This window comes from Streptomyces violaceoruber, assembly GCF_033406955.1.
Taxonomy (GTDB): Bacteria; Actinomycetota; Actinomycetes; order Streptomycetales; family Streptomycetaceae; genus Streptomyces; species Streptomyces violaceoruber.
Genome location: NZ_CP137734.1, coordinates 613,128 through 631,753 on the forward strand (window position 1 = coordinate 613,128; position 18,626 = coordinate 631,753).

Annotated in this window: 17 protein-coding genes; 9 read left to right on the plus strand and 8 right to left on the minus strand. The window is 72.2% G+C overall.

Annotation, left to right across the window (positions count from 1 at the left end; genetic code table 11):
• Positions 1–22: 22 nt before the first annotated feature.
• Positions 23–712 carry a response regulator transcription factor gene (locus R2E43_RS02985; RefSeq protein WP_003971915.1) on the minus strand — a complete coding sequence of 230 codons (690 nt, stop codon included), beginning with the start codon at positions 710–712 and terminating at the stop codon, positions 23–25.
• A gap of 113 nt (positions 713–825) precedes the next feature.
• Here R2E43_RS02985 and R2E43_RS02990 point away from each other — a divergent pair, with 113 nt between their 5' ends.
• Both R2E43_RS02990 and R2E43_RS02995 read left to right on the plus strand, forming a co-directional pair.
• Complete coding sequence (locus R2E43_RS02990) at positions 826–1,779, plus strand: DUF3152 domain-containing protein (RefSeq protein ID WP_259334434.1); 954 nt, start codon at positions 826–828, stop codon at positions 1,777–1,779.
• A 158-nt stretch (positions 1,780–1,937) separates the two neighbouring features.
• Positions 1,938–3,515: a carbohydrate-binding protein gene (locus R2E43_RS02995; protein ID WP_332055874.1), complete on the plus strand. Its 1,578-nt coding sequence runs from the start codon at positions 1,938–1,940 to the stop codon at positions 3,513–3,515.
• Positions 3,516–3,518: 3 nt separating this feature from the next.
• Here R2E43_RS02995 and R2E43_RS03000 read toward each other — a convergent pair whose 3' ends face one another.
• From R2E43_RS03000 to R2E43_RS03010, 3 genes are all read right to left on the minus strand, one after another.
• Positions 3,519–4,544: an SPFH domain-containing protein gene (locus R2E43_RS03000; RefSeq protein ID WP_030866892.1), complete on the minus strand. Its 1,026-nt coding sequence runs from the start codon at positions 4,542–4,544 to the stop codon at positions 3,519–3,521.
• Positions 4,545–4,546: 2 nt separating this feature from the next.
• A complete protein-coding gene (locus R2E43_RS03005) occupies positions 4,547–4,978 on the minus strand; it encodes an NfeD family protein (RefSeq protein ID WP_030866894.1) in 432 nt (143 codons plus the stop codon).
• A 130-nt stretch (positions 4,979–5,108) separates the two neighbouring features.
• Positions 5,109–5,837 carry a lytic polysaccharide monooxygenase gene (locus tag R2E43_RS03010; protein ID WP_332055875.1) on the minus strand — a complete coding sequence of 243 codons (729 nt, stop codon included), beginning with the start codon at positions 5,835–5,837 and terminating at the stop codon, positions 5,109–5,111.
• Positions 5,838–6,146: 309 nt separating this feature from the next.
• Between R2E43_RS03010 and R2E43_RS03015 the strand changes: the two genes are divergently transcribed.
• Positions 6,147–6,602 carry a DoxX family protein gene (locus R2E43_RS03015; RefSeq protein WP_016327993.1) on the plus strand — a complete coding sequence of 152 codons (456 nt, stop codon included), beginning with the start codon at positions 6,147–6,149 and terminating at the stop codon, positions 6,600–6,602.
• Between the two features lie 141 nt (positions 6,603–6,743).
• Here R2E43_RS03015 and R2E43_RS03020 read toward each other — a convergent pair whose 3' ends face one another.
• Positions 6,744–7,865: an FAD-dependent oxidoreductase gene (locus R2E43_RS03020; RefSeq protein WP_003971922.1), complete on the minus strand. Its 1,122-nt coding sequence runs from the start codon at positions 7,863–7,865 to the stop codon at positions 6,744–6,746.
• A 146-nt stretch (positions 7,866–8,011) separates the two neighbouring features.
• On the opposite strand from R2E43_RS03020, the gene R2E43_RS03025 reads away from it, so the two are divergent.
• The 4 genes from R2E43_RS03025 (at position 8,012) to R2E43_RS03040 (ending at position 13,327) form a co-directional block, all read left to right on the plus strand.
• Positions 8,012–8,722, plus strand: coding sequence for a TetR/AcrR family transcriptional regulator (locus tag R2E43_RS03025; protein ID WP_332055876.1), 711 nt, complete (start codon positions 8,012–8,014; stop codon positions 8,720–8,722).
• Positions 8,723–9,065: 343 nt separating this feature from the next.
• Complete coding sequence (locus tag R2E43_RS03030) at positions 9,066–10,235, plus strand: type III polyketide synthase (protein ID WP_003971924.1); 1,170 nt, start codon at positions 9,066–9,068, stop codon at positions 10,233–10,235.
• 203 nt (positions 10,236–10,438) lie between these two features.
• Complete coding sequence (locus tag R2E43_RS03035) at positions 10,439–12,598, plus strand: ATP-binding SpoIIE family protein phosphatase (protein WP_003971925.1); 2,160 nt, start codon at positions 10,439–10,441, stop codon at positions 12,596–12,598.
• Positions 12,599–12,700: 102 nt separating this feature from the next.
• The gene (locus R2E43_RS03040) at positions 12,701–13,327 is read left to right on the plus strand and encodes a histidine phosphatase family protein (RefSeq protein ID WP_003971926.1); all 627 of its coding nucleotides are present in this window, start codon (positions 12,701–12,703) and stop codon (positions 13,325–13,327) included.
• Between the two features lie 68 nt (positions 13,328–13,395).
• On the opposite strand, the gene R2E43_RS03045 is transcribed toward R2E43_RS03040, so the two are convergent.
• The 3 genes from R2E43_RS03045 to R2E43_RS03055 all read right to left on the minus strand — a co-directional run bounded on the left by R2E43_RS03045 (position 13,396) and on the right by R2E43_RS03055 (position 16,379).
• A complete protein-coding gene (locus R2E43_RS03045; protein WP_193487056.1) occupies positions 13,396–14,433 on the minus strand; it encodes an ABC transporter substrate-binding protein in 1,038 nt (345 codons plus the stop codon).
• A gap of 66 nt (positions 14,434–14,499) precedes the next feature.
• Positions 14,500–15,273: an ABC transporter ATP-binding protein gene (locus R2E43_RS03050; RefSeq protein WP_016327992.1), complete on the minus strand. Its 774-nt coding sequence runs from the start codon at positions 15,271–15,273 to the stop codon at positions 14,500–14,502.
• The gene (locus tag R2E43_RS03055; protein WP_332055877.1) at positions 15,273–16,379 is read right to left on the minus strand and encodes a FecCD family ABC transporter permease; all 1,107 of its coding nucleotides are present in this window, start codon (positions 16,377–16,379) and stop codon (positions 15,273–15,275) included. Before R2E43_RS03055 ends, R2E43_RS03050 begins: the two co-directional genes overlap by 1 nt.
• A gap of 375 nt (positions 16,380–16,754) precedes the next feature.
• On the opposite strand from R2E43_RS03055, the gene R2E43_RS03060 reads away from it, so the two are divergent.
• Positions 16,755–17,315: a GrpB family protein gene (locus tag R2E43_RS03060; RefSeq protein WP_016327990.1), complete on the plus strand. Its 561-nt coding sequence runs from the start codon at positions 16,755–16,757 to the stop codon at positions 17,313–17,315.
• A gap of 227 nt (positions 17,316–17,542) precedes the next feature.
• Complete coding sequence (locus R2E43_RS03065) at positions 17,543–18,610, plus strand: DUF3533 domain-containing protein (RefSeq protein ID WP_332055878.1); 1,068 nt, start codon at positions 17,543–17,545, stop codon at positions 18,608–18,610.
• Positions 18,611–18,626 lie beyond the last annotated feature (16 nt).

An 18,626-nucleotide genomic window follows, 5' to 3' on the forward strand; every position in this document is an offset into this window, starting at 1 on the left:
GCGCGCAGCACCCGGGGAGCTCTCACCGGGGTCCGAACCGGTAGCCGAAGCCGCGCACGGTGTGGACGTAGCGCGGGCTGCCCGGCGACTCACCGATCTTGGACCGCAGTCGCTTGACGCAGGCGTCCACGAGCCGCGCGTCCCCGTGGTAGTTGTGCTCCCACACGGCCTCCAGGAGCTGCTGGCGGCTGAACACCTGCCCGGCCGAGGCGGACAGGGTGAGCAGCAGCCGCAGCTCGGAGGGGCCGAGGGCGACCGGCCGTCCCTGGTGGGTGACGGTCAGCCCGGCCCGGTCGATGACCAGGTCGCCGTGGTGTTCGGTGCGCGGTGTGCCCTGGTCGTCCGCCGTGCCGCCCACGCGGCGCAGCACGGCGCGTATGCGGGCGTCCAGGATGCGGGCGCGGACCGGTTTGACGACGTAGTCGTCGGCTCCGGCTTCCAGTCCGACGACGATGTCGGTGTCGTCGCCGCGGGCGGTGGCCATGATGATCGGCACCTGGTCGTGGGCGCGTATGCGGCGGCACACCTCCAGGCCCGACATGCCCGGCAGCATCAGGTCGAGGACCACGGCGTCGGGCCGGAAGGACCGGAGCTGCTCCAGTCCGTCCTCCCCGGTCGCGGCGGCGGCGACCTCGTGTCCCTGTCGGCGCAGGGCCAGTCGCACGCCGTCCCGGACGGCGCGGTCGTCTTCGATGATCAGGACCCGTGGCATGGACCTCAGTATGCGTGTGCGCGGGTGGCGGACCACGGGCGGGTGACGGCTGTTACACAGCGGTCCAAAAGCGGTCCACGGACGATCACACGCCCGGGGCAGGCTTTGTGATCATGAATGAGCGCCGCCGACCGACTCCCCCACCGTCCTCCGCCGCGGGCCGCCGACGCCGCGGCGGCCGCTCCCGCCGCCGACGGGGTACTCGGTCCCGCCTGCTGTGGCCGGGGCTCGCGGCCGGGGCCGTCCTGGTGCTCGCCGGCGGGCTGGCCCTCAGGGGAGCCTCGGACCACTCCGGCAGCTCCACCGACACGGCCGGTGCGTCCTCCGTGACCGAGGATCCCGGGTCGCACGGGGCCGGCGGGACGGGGGACGCGCCGAAGGAGGAGCCGACCGCCTCACCGGCGAAGGAGAAGGGCGGGAAGGGCGAGACGGACGAGAAGGGCGGGAAGGACGAGGGGAAGGGGAAAGGGCAGGACGAGAAGCCGGACCCCGGCTCGATTCCGTCGTCCGGGCCCGGGACGTTCGCCACCGCGGACGGAAACGGTGCCCGGGTCGGCGGGAGCGGGCGCACGCTCACCTACGTGGTGCAGGTCGAGGACGGCATCGGCATCTCGGCACCGGACGTCGCGGCCGAGGTCGAGCGCATCCTGGCCGACGAGCGAGGCTGGACGGCCGACGGGAAGGTGGGGTTCCGACGGGTGTCCGGCGGCGCGTCCGACTTCCGGGTACGGCTCGCCACGGCGGGGACGGTGGACGACATCTGCGGCCAGTACGGCCTGGACACCGGCGGCGAGGTCAACTGCAACGTGGGCCAGGACGTCATGGTCAACCTCAAGCGGTGGCTCCTGGCCACGCAGTACTACGCGGACGACGTGACGTCGTACCGGGCGCTGATCATCAACCACGAGGTCGGGCACTTCCTCGGCCACGGCCACGAGGGCTGCCCCGGGGCGGGGCGTCCGGCGCCGGTGATGATGCAGCAGATCAAGGGGCTGCACGGCTGCCGGACCAATGTCTGGCCCTACGACGCCGACGGGCGGCCCGTCACGGGGCCCGCTGTGGGCTGAGCGCGACCGAATTCATAGTCGTGAACGGAAATCACATACCAGACCGTTGACGCGTCCACGGCAAGTCTCTAGTGTCCGACGGGAAGACCCGGGAAAGCGCTTTCTCCAGTCGATCCTCCCACCGAGTCCTGGTCGGACCCAACCCCCCTGGAGACACGATGCAAGTGAGACCCGTCATCGCGAGCGTCGCCCTGCTGGGCGGCACGCTCGTCGCTCTGTCCGGCACGTCCGCGCAGGCCGCGGCCGCCCGCTACGAGGCCGAAACCGCGTCGGCGGTCTGTACCGGCACCATCGACTCCGACTGGTCCGGCTACTCCGGCAGCGGTTTCTGCAACGGCACCAACGCGGTCGGCGCCTACGCGCAGTTCACGGTGAGCGCGCCCGCCGCGGGCACCGCGACGCTGAACGTGCGCTTCGCGAACGGCACCGACGGCGCACGAGCTGCGAACATCATGGTGAACGGTTCGAGTGTCGCCTCGGCCTCGTTCGAGACCACCGGCGCCTGGGACACCTGGGCGACGAAGACCGTCACGGTGCCGGTGCGCGCCGGGAACAACACCGTCAGGCTCAGCCCCACCTCGTCCGCCGGACTGCCCAACGTCGACTACGTCGACGCCGAGGTGACCGGCGACGACACCACGCCGCCGTCCGGCTCCGCGCTGTACGTGTCGCCGGGCGGCAGCGACGGCGCGTCCGGGACGGAGTCCGACCCGACCACCCTCACCTCGGCGATCGACCGGGTCTCCCCCGGCGGGACGATCTACCTGCGCGGCGGCACCTACCGGTACGCGCAGACGGTCACCGTCCCGCAGGGCAACGACGGCACCTCGGGCGACCGCACCGAGCTGACCGCCTACCCGGGCGAGACGCCGGTGCTGAACTTCTCGGCCCAGTCGGAGAGTTCCTCGAACCGGGGGCTCGCGGTCAACGGGTCGTACTGGCACGTCAAGGGGATCGTCGTCGAACACGCCGGGGACAACGGCATCTTCGTCGGCGGCAGCGACAACGTGTTCGAGCGCACGGTGACGCGCTTCAACCGCGACACCGGGTTGCAGCTCTCGCGGACGACCTCGGACACCCCCCGCGACCAGTGGCCGTCCAACAACCTGATCCTGAGCGCCGAGTCGCACGACAACGCCGACTCCGACGGCGAGGACGCCGACGGCTTCGCCGCCAAGCTCACCGTCGGCCCGGGCAACGTCTTCCGCGACGCCGTGTCCCACAACAACATCGACGACGGCTGGGACCTCTACACCAAGTCCGAGACGGGCGCGATCGGCGCGGTCACCATCGAGGACTCCCTGGCCTACGAGAACGGCACCCTCTCCGACGGCACGCAGAACTCCAGCGGTGACCGCAACGGCTACAAGCTCGGCGGCGAGGACATCGAGGTCGACCACGTGGTGCGCCGCAGCATCGCCTACCGGAACGGCAAGCACGGGTTCACCTACAACTCGAACCCGGGCACGATGACGATCTCGGACAACGTGAGCATCGACAACGCCGAGCGCAACTTCTCCTTCGACAAGGGAACTTCGGTGTTCCGGAACAACACCTCGTGCCGCGCCGACGACGGGTCGAACGACAAGACCGTGGGCGACGCCGACGGGTCGAACCAGTTCTGGACCGGCTCGAACGGCTCCCGGTGCGCCGCGTACGCGGGCGCCCTCGACTGGTCCTTCGACTCGGACGGCACGCTCGTGGTGACCTTCGGCGGCAACCGGGTCATTCCGTAGCCGTCACGCCGCGTGACCCTCGGGAGGCACGCCGTTGGCCCTGGCCGCGTCGGCGAGGGCCTGCGCGGCGGCCTCCGCGGCCTGCGCCGTGTCGCTGGCCGCCTGGGCGGCCCCGTCGTCCGACGGGCTCTCCCGGGTGGCCGGCGACTGCGGAAGCGCTTCGGTGAAGGCGCGGGAGACTCCCTGGAGCGCGGAGGTGACCTCGCTGGGGATGACCCAGAACGTACTGCCGGAGCCCTGCGCCAGCTGCGGCAGCACCTGGAGGTACTGGTAGGCCAGCAGCTTGGGGTCGGGGTCGTTGCGGTGCACGGCCTGGAAGACCTCGTCGATGGCCCGGGACTGCCCCTCCGCCTTGAGGATCTCGGCGGTGCGGTTGCCCTCGGCGCGCAGGACGGCGGCCTGCTTGTCACCCTCGGCCGTGAGGATCTGCGACTGGCGCTGGCCCTCCGCGCCGAGGATCGCGGCCCGCTTGTCCCGCTCGGCCCGCATCTGCTTCTGCATGGCGTCCTTGATGGACTGCGGCGGGTCGATCGCCTTGATCTCCACCCGGTTCACCCGCAGCCCCCATTTTCCGGTGGCCTCGTCGAGAACCCCGCGCAATTGGCTGTTGATGGTGTCGCGCGAGGTGAGCGTCTTCTCCAGGTCCATGGATCCCACGACATTGCGCAGGGTGGTGACGGTGAGCTGCTCGACCGCCTGGAGGAAGTTCGCGATCTCGTAGAAGGCCGCGCGTGGGTCCGTGACCTGGAAATACAGCACGGTGTCGATCTCGACGACCAGATTGTCCTCGGTGATGACCGGCTGGGGCTTGAAGGAGACCACCTGCTCGCGCAGGTCGATCACCGGATAGACCCGGTCGATGTACGGGATGACCACGCTGAGTCCGGGTTTCAGCGTGCGGTGGTAACGGCCGAGCCGTTCGACGTTTCGGGCACGGGCCTGCGGCACGATGCGCACCGCCCGCACCACGGTGAAAACGGCGAGAAGCGCGACGATCACACCGGCGATGAGGAACGCCGAGGCTTCCATGGTCACTCCCGGGGATAGACGAATGCGGTGGAACCGCTGATCTCCAGGACGTCGACGGTCGCACCCCGGGGAATCACCAGCGTCTCGTCGTAGGAACGGGCCGTCCATTCCTCGCCGCCGATACGGACCCTGCCTTCCCTTCCGGTCACGTCGGAGACGACGTAGGCGGCCTGGCCGACCAGAGCGTCCACCCCGAACCGCTGCGTCTGGGGCTGGACGAGGTGGCGCAGCGCGACCGGGCGCAGGAAGAAGAGGGTGACGGCGGAGACGACCGTGAACACGAGAAATTGAAAAGGCGTGGAAAGGCCGGCCGCCGCGGATCCGGCGGTGATCAGCGCGGCCACTCCCAGCATTCCGAGCGCGGCGGTCAGGGTGAAGATCTCCGCCAGGACCAGGACCGCCGAAACGATCAGCCAGATCAGCCACGGATCCATCACGGCCACCTTTCCGCTTTGGAATTATTTTACCGGCTTTCCGGAAAAGCGGACCCGTTCGTCACCGGCCGGCGTCAGGGCACCGGGGGGCCGGCGCGCGCCGTGAGCGGGGCGCGCCGCCCCGTCGCGATCACGCGGCCGCGCAGGCTCCGAGGTCTTCCCAGACGCCCCATTCGCCGGTGGTGCCGGGCTCCTCGCCGGTCACCCACCACTTGGCGCGCCAGGTGTGGCCGCCGAAGGAGACGGTGTCGCCGCCGCTGTAGACACTGCCGGCGCTCCACCCGGGCGCGTCGCAGGCTCCCGGGTCGCCGTCGCCGCCGCCGCCCCCGTCGCCCCCACCGCTGCCGCCGATGTTGACGTCGATGCAGGAGTAGAAGGCGTTGCCGGTGTCCGCCACGTTCCACACGGCCAGTACCTTCTGGCGGCCGGTGAAGCCGCCGAAGTTCACCTGGTGGCTCACGTCCGGGGCGGGCTGCGCTCGGTGGCCGTCGAATTCGGCGATCTTCTGGCTGCCGATGAAGTACTGCCAGTTGGCCGTGGCGTGGCGTGCCGTGTGGTGCCAGGTGAAGGTGTGCGTGGTGCCGACCGGCGTGACGCGCCAGCCCTTGCCGTCGTCGTCGAGTTCGGCGAACTGGCTGTTTCCGCCGCTGCAACTGCTCAGGCCCTTCGGGCCCTCGACGCTCTGGGGCTCGTACTTGATCTGACCGCAGTCGACGATCCCCGCGGCGCACTGGTCCTGCCGGCTGCCGGGCGAGGTCACCCACCCGTGCGCGCTCGCCGTGCTCGCCGGGAGGCTGATGGCGAGCAACGGAGCGACCAGCGCCCCGACCGCGAAGGCCACCCGTCTCTTGGTGCGCATGTCGTGCCCCTTTCGGATACAGGTCTAGACCTGACGACTTCAGGTCTAGACCATAGCGACGGAGCCGGTCCGGTCAAGGGTTCGCGCAACATCAACCGACAAGCGGCGGTGCGCATTTGACGCGGCGGCCCTCGTGCGCAACTCGTTGCGCTATTGGTCTAGACAAGGATCCCGCGATGGTTAAAAGTCGAATGGGTTGCGCGTCTCCCCCCTCCCTCGGGACGCCGTCGACCCCGCCCCGCACTGCGCACCATCCCCACCGGCCGCCCGGTTCCCCGGCGGTCGTTGCGCAAGAGAGGAGCACCACCGTTGGAAGCGCTGGAAAAACGCAGGGAGCACGTGATCGCGCTCTTCCGCATCGTCGTAGGCCTGCTGTTCGCCTGCCACGGAGCCGCCACCCTGTTCGACGTCCTGGGCGGTCCGCACGGGCCCGCCCCGGGCTTCGCCGCATGGCCCGGCTGGTGGGCCGCAGTGGTGCAACTGGTCGGCGGCACGCTGGTGCTGTGCGGTCTCGCGACCCGCACGGCGGCCGTCCTGTGCTCCGGGTCCATGGCGTACGCCTACTTCGTCGAGCACCAGCCCGACGGGCTCTTCCCCATCGAGAACGGCGGGGAGTCGGCGGCCATGTTCTGCTGGTCCTTCCTCCTGCTCGCCGCCCTCGGACCGGGCCGCTGGAGCCTGGCCTCCCGCATCCGCCCCCGTCGGGGTGACGGCGGCCGCCCGGTCACCCGGACACTGCCTTCGGACACGCCGACGTCCGTCTGAGCGGGGGCGTGCCGTCCCCGCCGACGGACGGCACGCCCCCGCTCCGCCCGGAGCGCGAACGCCTCAGACCGTCACCCGCGGTGCCGGCCGTTCCAGTAGCGCGGCCAGTGCCGGCGGCGTCCCCGCTCGCCGCTCACCCGCCTACTCCTGGCCGGTGAACATCCTGATCAGGCCGTGCGGTGCGTCGTCACCGAACATCAGCGCGTGCAGCCGGGACGCGTCGGCGGCCTCCGCCGCGCTGCGCGGGAACAGGTCCCGCTCGTACGCGGTGAGCGCGGCCTCCACGTCGCCGGAGTGCGCGGCGAGGGCCGTGCCGAGTTCCGCGCCGTCGTACATGGCCAGGTTGGCCCCTTCGCCGGACGGGGGCATGAGGTGGGCGGCGTCGCCGAGCAGGGTCACTCCCGGCACACGCTCCCACCGGTGGGCGGCGGGGAGGGTGTACAGGGGGCGCAGGACCGGCGCGGTGTCGGCTTCGGTGATCAGCGCGGTCAACTCCGGTGCCCATCCGGCGAACTCCCGCGCCAGCCGCGCGGCGCCCGCCGCTCCGGGGAGACCGATGCCGTCGAACCACTCGCGCGGCCTGCGCAGGGCCACGTAGGCGTGCAGGGTTCCGCCGCTCTCCCGGTGGGCCTGGATCGCCTTTCCCGGCGCGAGCGCGAACATCGCACCGTCGCCGACCGCCTTCGCCGTGGCCGGGTGCCTGGTGTCGGCGTCGAAAAGGTAGGTCTCGACGAACGACATGCCGACGTACTCGGGTGCGGCGTCGGAGAGCAGCGGCCGCACCCGGGACCACGCGCCGTCCGCGCCGACCAGGAGGTTCGTGACGACGGAGGTGCCGTCGGCGAACGCCACCTCGTGGCGGCCGTCGCCGAGGGGGCGGGCGGCACGCACCTTGCGGCCCCAGCGGACGGTGCCGGCCGGCAGTGAGTCGAGCAGCATCCGCCGCAGTTCGCCGCGCATCACCTCGGGGCGCCCGCCCGTGCCGTCGTCGCCCTCCTCGAACAGGACCGTCCCGTCCGGCGCGAGGGCCCGCGAGGCCTGCCGGCCCTCCAGGACGAGCCCGCGGAACTCCTCGGCGAGCCCCGCGGCCCGGAGAGCGGGTTGGCCGTTGCTGTCGTGGATGTCGAGCATCCCGCCCTGCGCGCGTGCCTTGGCGGAGGCCTCGGCCTCGTGGACGGTGGCCGGGATGCCGTGGACGTGCAGGACGCGGGCGAGCGTGAGACCGCCGAGTCCGGCGCCGACGATCGTGACGTGCGTGGTCATGGTGCTTCCCTCCTGATGGCGGTCCCGGGGCGGAGACCCGGCAGGACCGACGTGCCCTGGAACGGCGTTCCAGCACGCCCAGGGTGGAACGTCGTTCCAGTCCCTGTCAAGCTGGAACGGCGTTCCAAGCGGTCTAGGATGAGCGCATGGCATCCAGGTCGCGCCGCCCGGAACGGCGGCAGGAACCCCTCTCGCGGGAGCGCATCGTCGGGGCCGCCGTCGAGCTCCTCGACACGGTGGGAGAGCGCGGCCTCACCTTTCGCGCCCTGGCCGATCGCCTCGCGACCGGCCCCGGGGCGATCTACTGGCACATCACGGGGAAGGCCGAGCTGCTCGGCGCCGCCACGGACGCGGTCGTCACCGCCGCGGTGACCGCCGGACCCACCGGCGCCGCCGACTCGCCCCAGGACGCGGTGCGCGCCGTCGCACTGGGCCTGTGGGACGCGACCGAAGCACACCCGTGGCTGGCCACGCAGCTCGCGACGCAGCTGTCCCGCACACCCTGGGGGACGGTGGCACCGCGGATCTTCGAGAGTCTCGGCCGCCAGGTCCAGGCGATGGGCGTGCCCGAGGCCCACTGGTTCACGGCGTCCTCGGCGCTCATGCACTACATCCTCGGCGCCGCCGGCCAGAACGCCGCGAACTCCGCGAGCGCCGGCCCGGTGGGGGCCGACGTGGACCGGGACGAGTTCCTGGACACCGTCTCGACGGCGTGGGAGGGGCTCGACCCGGACGCGTACCCGTTCACCCGGGCCGTGGCGGACCAGGTCCGCGGCCATGACGACCGCGAGCAGTTCCTGGCCGGGATCACCCTCGTCCTGACCGGCATCACGGCACTTCACCGGCCCGGCCGGTAGCACCCGGTCCCGGCCGACCGCCTTCGGGCGGCCTTCGGCGTGTGCGCCGTCTCACGCATCCCATGGCCGCCCAAGTTGCATGGGTCACTGCGCAAATGCCCCTTTCGCCGCCATGCTCGGAGTGAACGGTGCCGGGCGAAGTGGCGCGTGCCGCCGCCGACTTGGCCACGGCGTACCGACGTGAGCCCCGCCACAGCACACGTGGCCCTTCCCCGCCCTCACCCGTTCCCCTTCGTCGCCCGCTCCCCGCCCTCGCCCCTTCCCCTTCCTCGCCCCTTCCCCTTCCTCACCCGTTCCCCTTCCTCACCTGCTCCGCAGCAGACGCCGTAGAAAGGTGCCGATCGTGGCCGCATACCTGTGCGCTCCCGCCGTGATACACGGCGAGCACTCCGTCGAGACCCGAGAGATCGTCGAGGAGGTACGCGGCCGGCACCCGCACGCTCCGTGGGCACCGCGGATCGACGGCATCGCGGCCAGTACGGGCATCGAGAGCCGCGGCTGGATGCTCCCCCTGGAGGCCGCCGTCGCGCCCGGCGGTGGCGGCGACCTCGGGGCCGCACGGGAGGCGCTGGTCCGCGACGGGTTCACCGAGCAGGACGCGAACCGCGCGATCGCCGCCCTGAAGGCGGTGCCCGCGTCGCAGACCGTCCAGGAGCGCACCGCCCCGGCCTGGGAGGCCGTGCAGGCCTACGGGGAGCGCGCGGCACGTGGTGCCCTGCAGATCGCCGGGCTGGACGTCGCGGACGTCGACTGCCTGATCACCAGCAACTCCACCACCCCGGCCCTGCCCGGACTGGACGTCGCCCTGGCCAACCGGCTCCCGCTGCGCGGCGACACCATGCTCCTGCCCGCCACCCAGTGGGCCTGCGTGGCCGGGACCCGTTCCCTGGCACTGGCCGCCGACCTCGTGGCGGCGGACCCGGACCGGGTGGTCCTGGTCGTGATCTCCGAGGCGCTGAGCACCACCTACCAGCCCGCCGACGACACCCTGGAGTCCCTGATCGTCCGGCTGCTGTTCGCGGACACCGCGGTCGCGGCGGTGGTCACGGGCCGCCCGAGGCCCGAGTCGGTGCTCCGGCTGGACGCCGCCTGGCACCACACCCTGCCGGGCACGCGGGACCTGCACCGCCTGGAGACGAGGGCGGACGGCACCCACTTCGTGATGGACCGGCGCGGGCCGCGGGCGGTGCAGGAAACGGTCACCGCGATGTGGGAGTGGCTCCGCGTCCGCTACGAGGACGACCCCTCCTCCTGGCACCCCGACGTCCTGCTCGCGCACCCCGGCGGGACCCGGGTGCTGGAGTACATGGAGCAGACGATGCCCGACGAGTGGCCCTCGGGGCTCCTGGCGTACAGCCGGGACAGCTACACCAGCGGCAACCGCGGCGGCGCCGCCGTGTTCGACATCCTGCGCCGGGCGCACGACGCCGGGCAGAAGGCGGGCAGCCGTGCCGTCCTGTACGCGGCCGCCCCGGGCCTGACCGCCACCGCTCTGGAAGGGGAGTGGCTGTAGGAGGCACTCCGGGGCACTCCGGGGCACTCCGGGGCCACCCCGCCACTCTCCGTGTTCACCGCGCGTTCCGCTGATGTGGGCGAAGCGTCCGCGCGTGTTATTGAATGGGGTGTGCGGTCGGGATCCTCGGGGGCTCTTCCGCCACGGGTTCGGGTACGGCCCCGGCACTGTGCCGGGGTTGGCGAGCGAGCTGAGGGAGCCGCATGGACTCCACACCCTCCCCTTCGTCCTCGTCGCCGTTCGACCTGGTCAGCAGCGCTCTGGGCCGGTACATCCCGCGTGGCGGAGCCGCGGCGGCCGGTCCTGCCGAATCGCGGGACGACTCGGGCGGACACCGGCCGGAGCACGACCGTCCGCCGGTGGGCCGGCAGGAGCAGATCCTCGGCGCGGTCAATCTGGACCGGGAGCTGAGAGTCACCCACCGCAATCTCGAGGCCCCCGTCTTCGCGGGACTGGACGCCGCGGTCGGCAGCCCGTTCGTCGATCTCCTGCCCCCGGGGGACGTACCGACGGTCACCCGGCGGCTGCGGCAGGTTCTGGACACCGGTGAGGCACACGTCGCCCGGGTCCAGCGTCTGCGGCGCGGCGACGGGTCGGAGCTGGTCGTGTCGATGAGCATCCTGCCCGCGGCCGCGCCCCGGGAGGGCCTGACCGTCTCCGTGATCGCGATGGCCAGGAGGCTGCACCTGTACGCCGCCGAGACGGCGATCGGCACCTCGCTGGACATCGGCGAAACGGCGCAGTCCCTGGCGGAGTCCCTGCTGGCCTGGGGAGACGTGGCAGCCGTCGACCTCGACTTCGCCGTGTGGACGGGCGAGGGGGTCACCGAGCGGGCGCAGGGCCGCATCCGGCTGCGGCGGGCGGCCCTGGTGCCGGACCGGGCCTGGCCCGAGGGGTACGTGACCCTGGGCGAGGACCTTCCCAGCGACGCGAGTCGCCTGCTGTCGCAGGCGATACGGCGCGCCGACGCCCCGCAGTCCATCGTTATCCCGGACCGGGAGGCGATCGAGCGGGTGCTCGGCAGCCCGCGGCTGGTCCGTGCTCTGGTGCCCGGCGACCGGTCCGCCGGCGTGGCGTGCGTACCGCTGGTCCTGGAAGGTGATCCGCCCGTCGTCCTGGGCGTGGCGGAGGTGTGGCGGCGGGCGGACCGCCCGTTCGCCGACAGTGAGCTGTTCGACCTCCAGGAGCTGGTGGCCAGAACCTCCCACCATGTGGACCTGGCCCGCCAGCACCAGCGCGAGCACACACAGGTGCTGGCCCTGCAGCGGCGGCTGCTGCCGCGCTCCGCCGGTGGCACCGTCCAGACCGCCAGCGTCTACCAGCCCGCCACACCCGACAGCGCGGGCGTCGGGGGAGACTGGGTGAACAGCTTCCCGCTGCCGGACGGCCGTACCGCGCTGGTCGTCGGCGACGTCGTCGGGCACGGCCTGGGCGCCGCGGCCACCATGGGCCAGCTGAGCATGGAGGCCCGGGCGCTGCTGTCCGCGGGGCTGGCCCCCGACGAGGTGCTCGAGCACCTGGACGAGACCGTGACGCTGCTGGACGACGCGGAGTCCGGGCTGGCGGCCGGTTACAGCGCGCTCGGGTCGACCTGCTGCATCGCCGTCTACGACCCCGTCAGCCACCGGGTGACTTTGTCCAGCGCGGGCCACCTGCCCCCGATCCTGGTGTCGCCGGACGGGCGCGCCGGCCCGCTCCCGGTCCGTCCGCATCCCGGCCTGGGTACCGAGTTCGCGCTGCGCGAGCCGTACGGCGTGCACACCTTCGTCGCGCCTCCGGGCTCCCTGCTCGCCCTCTACACCGACGGCCTGGTCGAGGACCCGGCCGTGCCGATCGACGAGGGCATCGCCAGGCTGGCGGACGCCGTGTCCGGCGTGCATCCGTGGGACTCGCTGCAGCAGGCCGCGCGCCGGGTGGTCTCCGACGTGATGCCGGCGCACCAGCGCGACGACGTGACCCTGCTCATCGCACGCACGATCGGCTACCGCAAGGGGGACACCGCGACCTGGCGGCTGCCCGCCCGCGACGACGCGGCCGCCCGGGCCCGCGCGCTGGTCTCCGCGCTGCTGCGGCAGTGGCGCACCAGGGACAGCACCCGGGACAGCGTGCTGCTGCTGGTCAGCGAGCTGGTCACCAACGCGGTCCGGTTCGCCGGCGGCCCCATCACGGTGCGGCTGATCAGGGCCGGTCCCGGCCTGCTGTGCGAGGTCGGCGACACCGGCAACGGCAGACCGCGGCTGGGCCGGGGCGGGCTCCTCGACGACGGGGGCCGCGGCCTGCACGTGGTGCACCGGCTCACCACCCGGTGGGGCGTGCGGTGGACGGACACCGGCAAGGTGGTCTGGGCCGAGGTCGTGCGCTGACGCGGCCGCGGGTCCGTCCTTTCGCGGCGTACGCGGAACCGGGGCGCGGGGGCCGACGTCCGTCGGGGTACAAGATCGCCCGTCCGCCCCGAGGAGTCCGAGATGACCGGCACAGCCACCCGCTACCTCTACCTCGCCCGGCACGGTGAGGCCGTACCGGACGAGAGCGGGCTGACGGACGCCGGCCGGCGCCAGGCCGCCCTGCTCGGCCGGCGCCTGAGCGACATCCCCTTCGATGCCGTCCACCACGGCCCGCTGCCGCGGGCGGTACAGACCGCACGCCTGATCGCCGACGAGCTGAAGGGCGTCACTCCGCGCGTCTCGGAAGCCGCCGGTGACTACGTGCCCCACCTGCCCGAACGGGCCGAGCTGCCGGCCGAGTCGGCCGATCTCCACCTCCGCTTCCTCGCCGGTGCCACCGACGAGGAACGCGAGCGCGGCCCGGAGCTCGCCCGTCAGGCGCTGCGTCTTTTCACGGGGGCGGTGACGGACGGCGCCCGGGACCGGCACGAACTGGTCGTCACCCACAACTTCCTCATCGCCTGGCTGGTCCGGGACGCCATGCACGCGCCGAAGTGGCGGTGGCTCGGCCTCAACCACTGCAACGCCTCGCTCACGGTCATCCGTTACGCGCCCGGCCGGGCAGCCTCCGTCCTCCTCTCCAACGACATGCGGCACCTGCCCGCCGAGCTGCGCTGGACGGGCTTTCCCGCCGAACTGCACGTCTGACGAACGGAATCCGCGTACGGGCCGGAGCGCCGTCGCACCGGCCGGAGCGCCGTCGCACCGGCCGGCGCTCAGGAGCCGAGGCCGCCCAGGTAGGCCGCCAGCGAGCCGATGGCGGCGGGGTTGCGCGGGCTCTCGACGAGGTCGACGTAGTCGAGGGTGAAGATCCGGTCGTTCTTGACGGCGGAGACGTTGGCGAGCGGCTTGTAGGACGTCAGGAAGCGGCGCTTCTGCTCGGCGGTGGTGTCCCCGTAGTCGTTGATCACGATGACCTCGGGGTCACGGGCGACGACCGTCTCCCAGCCCACGGTGGTCCAGCTGTCCTTCAGGTCCTTCATGACGTGGTCGCCGCCGGCCTTGGTGATGATGTCGTGGGGCCCGGCGTAGGCCCCGGAGGTGAGCGGCTTGTCCTCGCCGCTGTCGTAGAGGAACACGCGGGGCCGGTCGGCGCCCTTGGGTGCCTTCGCCTGCGCCTGGGCGACCTGGTCGCGGAACCGGGCGACGAGGGTCTCGGCCCGGTCCTCGACGTCGAAGACCTTCCCCAGGTTGCGCAGGTCCGTGTACAGCGCGTCGAGAGGGGGCATCACGCCGCGGGCCTTGCCCTGCCCGTTGCGGCACGACTCACTGAGCAGGTACGAGTCGATGCCCACGCGGCGCAGCGCCTGAGGCGTGAATCCGTCTCCCTCGCTGAAGCCGTAGTTCCAGCCCGCGAAGACCAGGTCGGCACGGGCGTCCAGGACCAGTTCCTTGTTGATGCGCTCCTTCGACAGCCAGGTGGTCTTCCGGTAGCCGTCCTTCCACGGCACCTTCGTGAGGTCGCCCTTGTCGTCGGGCATGACGTATCCGGCCATGTGGTCCTCGAGGCCGAGGGCGAACATGATCTCGGTGATTCCCACGTCGTTGGTGACCACCCGCCGCGGAGCCTTCTCGAACGTCAGCTTCTCGCCGCAGTTCTCGACCGTCACCGGGTAGTGGCCGCCGGACGACGCCCGGGCGCCCGCCCCCTCCCCCGCCTCCGGCGAGACGTCCGCCCCGCAGCCGGAGACGGCGAAGGCGAGTACGGGGGCGAGGGCCAGGGCCAGGGCGGCGGGGCGTGCGCGGTGGGGCATGCTGGGGGACTCCTTCGAGGGCGGGCGGGGCCGAGTGGACGGGGCGGTGCGAACGGGCCGGGCGCGCTACCGAACCGGCAAGCGGTCGAAGAGCAGTTGGATCGCGCCGGTCTCCGGATGGGCGACGCGGTGCGCCCGGACTTTGAAGACGTCGGCCAGCAGCTCGGCCGTGAGCACGTCGTGCGGGGCGCCGGAGGCGACGATCCGTCCGGCGTCGACGACGTGCAGGCGATCGCAGTGGAGCGCGGCGAGGTTGAGGTCGTGCAGGGCGGCGAGCACGGTCGGCCCACTGGCCCGCACCAGGGACAGGACCTCCAACTGCTGGGCGATGTCCAGGTGGTTGGTGGGCTCGTCCAGGACGAGGATCCGCGGCTGCTGGGCGAGTGCGCGGGCGATCAGGACCCGTTGCCTCTCCCCGCCGGAGAGGGTGAGGAAGCCGCGGCCGGTCAGATGGTCCGCCCCGACTCCTTCCAGGGCGGCGGCGCAGACGTGCCGGTCCTCGTCGGAGGTCCGGGCGGCCGCCCCCTGGTGCGGCAGTCTGCCCATGGCCACGACCTCGGCCACCGTGAAGTCGAACTCCGCCGCCGCTTCCTGCGGCAGGGCGGCGAGCCGGCGTGCGCTCTCCCGCGGGCTCAGGGACGGCAGCTCGTCACCGCCGAGCCGGACGACTCCGGCCGTGGGGCGCAGCGCCCGGTACACACAGCGCAACAGGGTCGACTTGCCGCTCCCGTTGGGCCCGACGAGCCCGACGAACCCGCCGCTGTCCGCGTGCAGCGACACGTCGTCGAGCACCCGCGCGCCGGACATCTCCACCGTGAGTCCGTCGACCTCGACCCGCATCACACGCCTCCGAAGGTGTAGGTACGGCGGCGCATCAGCAGGACGAAGCAGGGCACGCCGATCGCCGCCGTCAGGACGCCCAGCGGCAGTTCGGCGGGGGCGAGCACCACGCGGGACAGGATGTCGACCCAGACCAGCAGGACGGCTCCGCCCAGGGGCGCCACGGCCAGCAGCCGGCGGTGGTCCGCGCCGACCAGCATCCGGGCCGCGTGCGGGACCATCAGGCCGACGAAGCCGATCGCCCCGCTGACCGCGACCACCGCACCCGTGACGGCCGAGGCGGTGAGGAACAGTTCCTTGCGCAGCCGCCCGGGGTCCACACCCAGCGCGGCGGCGGTCTCGTCGCCCATCGCGAGGGCGTTCAGGCGCCGGGCCGACCAGCCGAGATGGAGGAGGCCGCCGAGGACCGCGCCCGCGGCGATCGGTACGGAGGACCAGTTCGCCCCGCCCAGGCTGCCCAGCAGCCACATCATGGCGGACCGCGCCGCTTCGCCGTGCTCGGCGGCGAACACCATGAAGGTGGTGACGGCCGAGAAGCCGTAGTACATCGCGGTACCGGTCAGCAGCAGCCGGAGCGGGGTCAGGCCCCGCGGGGTCCGGGCGACCGCGTACACCAGCACCATGGCCGCGAGCGCGGAGAGGAACGCCGCCGTGGACAGCGCCCAGAGACCGAGTGCGCCGAAGGCCCCGAAGATGAGTACGGCGTTGGCCCCGACGGCGGCACCGGAGGAGATGCCGAGGACGAACGGGTCCGCCAGCGCGTTGCGGACCATGGCCTGAACGGCGACGCCGACGGACGCCAGACCGGCGCCGACGACGGCCGCGAGCACGGCTCGGGGGAACCGGAGTTCCCAGACGATCGTGTAGGCGGCGACGTCGTCCGCGTCTATGGTCCCTCCGGTCAGGCCCGCCCAGAGGTGGTGCAGGGCCTCGCTCCAGGAGAGCCCCGACGCGCCGATGCACGCCCCGCAGGCCAGCGAGACGGGAAGCGCGACGCACAGCCCTGCCACAAGCAGGGGAAGTGAGGCGCGCCTGGCCGGTGGGGGCCCGCTGTTCCCCGTACGGTCCGGTGGGGCGGCGGGTATCCGGTCGCGGAGCGTGGCCACAGGCGTTTCGCTTTCGCCTCGGGCCGTGCGCCTGCGTGATCGAAGGAGCAGGCCCGGACGCTGGGCGCCCTGCACAGCACCTCTCGCAGTCCACGGCGATTGACAGGGGCTTCACCACCGCGGGTAATCGGGCTTACGGGACCCCTTGCGGGGCTCCGCCTACCGTTGCGGGTCAGCGCCGGACTTCGACCGGACTTCCCCCACGAGGCGCTTCGCAGCGTACCTCGTCACCTCCTGCGGGCAGGAACCGCACCCGGACTCCGCGGCTTCCGTCGCGCGGGATGTCCGGACTGCCCGGGCTGCCGCCGACGGACGGCCGGACCGATGATGGAGAGCAGAGACCGTGAACCGGCGCGAGACGTGAGGGACGTATTGATGACGAACAGCAGTGGGCGACGTCGGCCGGACGTCACTACGGTCGAGATCATCGGTGGGCCGGAAGCGCTCGAGATCGGGCTCAGCGACTACGACGCCCGGTGGGCGGAGACCTACCTGCGTCACCGGCGTCGGATCCTCGACGCGTTGGGGGCCGACGTCGATGTCGAGCACATCGGCTCCACTTCGGTTCCGGGTCTGGCCGCCAAGCCGATCGTGGACATCGTCGTCGCGGTGGCCGACATCACGGCGGAGGAGGACTACCTCGACGCACTGTTGGCGGCCGGGTACGAACTGCGGGTTCGCGAGCCAGGACATCGACTCGTGCGCACACCCGGTCGCGACGTGCATGTGCACGTCTACGAGAGAGGGGCCGCGGCGGTGCACGAGTACCTCCTCTTCCGTGACCACCTGCGCGCGGACGCGGACGATCGCGCCCTGTACGAGAATGTCAAACGAGCCCTGTTCGAGCAGCCGTGGAACGACATGAACGACTACTCCGACGCCAAGAGCGACGTCATCCTCGCGATCAAGTCCCGAGCCGGAGCGGCTCGCCGATGACGCGGGAGCGGCGTCGCGGGAGCGGGCTCCCGACGCAACGGCCGTACGACCACATCTTCGGCAGCGAGGGCTGACGCTCCGCGCGACCGGTGGGGAACAGCGCCAGGTGGAGCACTCCGTCACACGTCCGAACGGGGCACGAGGCGTGTGTCTTCGCCGTGGTGCGTGCCGTGGGCGGGCGAGGATGCGCCGTACGGAGGAGCGGACACGATCGAAGTGGAGGTCGGGTGACGGGTGCGACGGGTGGGCCGGCGGCGGTCGAGGGCGGTGCTCGGGAGGAGCTGCGCGATGCCATCACTTTGCGGGCGGCGCTCATCATGCTCGGCGTGCTGCTCCTTCAACTGGGCTTCGCGCTCTCGTACATGGGCGCCTTCCACGCCCCCAGGCCGCACGACGTGCCCATCACGCTGGTGGCACCCCCCGAGATGCGTGGAGACCTGGCGGCGCGGCTCGACGCCCTGCCCGGCGACCCCCTGCGGGTGACCGCCGTCGCGGATGCCGCGGAGGCACGGGCGCGGCTGCTGGACCGGCGTACCGACGCGGCCCTTCTCGTGGCCCCGGACGCACGCCTCGACACGCTGCTCGTCGCCTCGGCGGGCGGCCCGTCGGCCACGACCGCGGCCACCGCGGTGCTCCAGGACGTCGCCCGGACACAGGACCGGGAGATCCAGGTGCGGGACCTGCGCCCCCCGTCGGCGGGCGACTCGCGCGGGCTCTCCTCCTTCTACCTCGTCCTGAGCTGGACCATCGGCGGCTACCTCGCCGCCTCCGCCCTGAACATGGCAGCCGGTTCCAAACGGCCCACCCTGCACCGCACCTTCGTCCGGCTGGCGGCGATGATCCCGTACGCCTTCGTATCGGGGATCGGCGGGGCAGTCGTCGTCGGCCTGGTGCTGGACTGCCTGCCCGGCGCGTTCTGGGAGCTGGTCGGGATCGGCACCCTCGTGGTGTTCGCCTCCGGCGCGGTGGGCGTCGCCCTCCAGTCAGTCGCGGGCACCATCGGCCTCGGACTCACCATCCTGATCTTCACGGTGCTGGGCAACCCCAGCTCGGGCGGGGTGTACCCGGCCTCGCTGCTGCCGCCGTTCTGGGCCGCGATCGGCCAGGCGCTGCCCCCGGGGGCCGGTACGACCGTGGTGCGCAACACCGTCTACTTCGACGGCCACGCCATCACCGGCGCGCTCTGGATCCTCGGCGCCTGGGCGTTCGGCGGTGTCGTCGTGGCGGTCCTCGCGGCCGCGCTCCGCGCCCGACGTCGCCCGCGGGCCGTCGCGACGACGGCCCCGGCCCGATGACGTGTCGGCCCGTCAC